The organism is Kitasatospora sp. NPDC059571 (assembly GCF_042735675.1).
Taxonomy (GTDB): Bacteria; Actinomycetota; Actinomycetes; order Streptomycetales; family Streptomycetaceae; genus Kitasatospora.
This window is the reverse complement of record NZ_JBHWBW010000182.1, coordinates 1-1,359: the sequence shown is the minus strand read 5'-3', so window position 1 is coordinate 1,359 and position 1,359 is coordinate 1. Positions and strand designations below refer to the sequence as shown.

The window sequence follows — 1,359 nt, the reverse complement described above, 5'->3', positions numbered from 1 at the left end:
CGCGGGCGGGGGCGCCTTCGACATCTTCGTGACGCGGCGTCAGAAACCGAGCTTGCGCAGCTGCTTGGGGTCGCGCTGCCAGTCCTTGGCGACCTTCACGTGCAGGTCGAGGTAGACCGGGGTGCCGAGCAGCGCCTCGATGTGCTTGCGGGCCGTGGTGCCGACGTGCTTGAGCCGGGAGCCCTTGGCCCCGATCACGATGGCCTTCTGGCTCTGCCGCTCGATGTAGACGTTGGCGTGGATGTCCAGCAGCGGTCGGTCCGCGGGGCGGCCCTCGCGCGGGAGCATCTCCTCGACCACCACGGCCAGCGAGTGCGGCAGCTCGTCGCGGACGCCCTCCAGCGCGGCCTCACGGATCAGCTCGGCGACCATGATCTGCTCGGGCTCGTCGGTGAGGTCGCCGTCCGGGTAGAGCGGCTGGCCCTCCGGCAGCAGCTTGGTGATCAGGTCGGCGACCAGGCCGACCTGCGTGTCGCCGACCGCCGACACCGGGATGATCTCGGCCCACTCGATGCCGAGCTCCTGGCCGAGCTGGTGGATCGCGATGAGCTGCTCGGCGAGCCGCTTGGAGTCCACCAGGTCGGTCTTGGTGACGATCGCCACCTTCGGCGTCTTCTTGATGCCCGCGAGCTCCTTGGCGATGAACTTGTCGCCGGGGCCGAGCTTCTGGTCGGCGGGGAGGCAGAAGCCGATCACGTCGACCTCCGCCCAGGTGCTGCGGACCAGGTCGTTGAGGCGCTCGCCGAGCAGGGTGCGGGGCTTGTGCAGGCCGGGGGTGTCCACCAGGACGAGCTGCGCGTCGGGACGGTGCACGATGCCGCGCACGGTGTGCCGGGTGGTCTGCGGGCGGTCGGAGGTGATCGCGACCTTCGTCCCGACCAGGGCGTTGGTCAGGGTCGACTTGCCCGCGTTGGGACGGCCGACGAAGCACGCGAACCCGGAGCGGTACGGGGAGGAAGGGGCATTCATGGGCTCCATTCTCCCTGATCACCGAGGTCCGTACGGACGCCGCGGCTCAGCCGGTCTTCTTCTTCCCCGTCATGGCCCCCAGCAGCACCAGCAGCAGCAGGACGAGCGAGCCGATCAGCCAGTACGGGGAGCCGGTCTCCCGCCAGCGCCCGAACCCCATGACGGTCAGCAGCAGCCCGGCGAAGAACGCGAGGACGCCCATCTCCCCTCCCCCTGATGCACAGACAGGCAGACCATCACACTATCCGCACACGCGGTTGCTGCGGGAGCGGCGGGGGGGGCGGCCCCAACCACACCCCCGGGCCGGGGCCCGGGGGCGCCGCGGGCCCCCGCCGGCCCGACGGGGCGCGGACGCGGGGGGTGGGCCCCCCCCCCGCGCCCGCCCCCCCC

2 protein-coding genes are annotated in these 1,359 nt (G+C 71.7%); both read right to left on the bottom strand.

Features of this window, described 5'->3' with window-relative positions; translation table 11 throughout:
- Nucleotides 1-39: 39 nt before the first annotated feature.
- Nucleotides 40-969, bottom strand: coding sequence for a GTPase Era (gene era / locus ACFV0G_RS20720; RefSeq protein WP_380549626.1), 930 nt, complete (start codon nucleotides 967-969; stop codon nucleotides 40-42).
- Between the two features lie 46 nt (nucleotides 970-1,015).
- Nucleotides 1,016-1,171, bottom strand: coding sequence for a hypothetical protein (locus ACFV0G_RS20715; RefSeq protein WP_380549623.1), 156 nt, complete (start codon nucleotides 1,169-1,171; stop codon nucleotides 1,016-1,018).
- Between the last annotated feature and the right edge of the window lie 188 nt (nucleotides 1,172-1,359).

Bases quoted from the DNA above. Each gene is read 5' to 3' on its own strand.
- era (WP_380549626.1), bottom strand. From the start codon at position 969: ATGAATGCCCCTTCCTCCCCGTACCGCTCCGGGTTCGCGTGCTTCGTC.
- ACFV0G_RS20715 (WP_380549623.1), bottom strand. From the start codon at position 1,171: ATGGGCGTCCTCGCGTTCTTCGCCGGGCTGCTGCTGACCGTCATGGGG.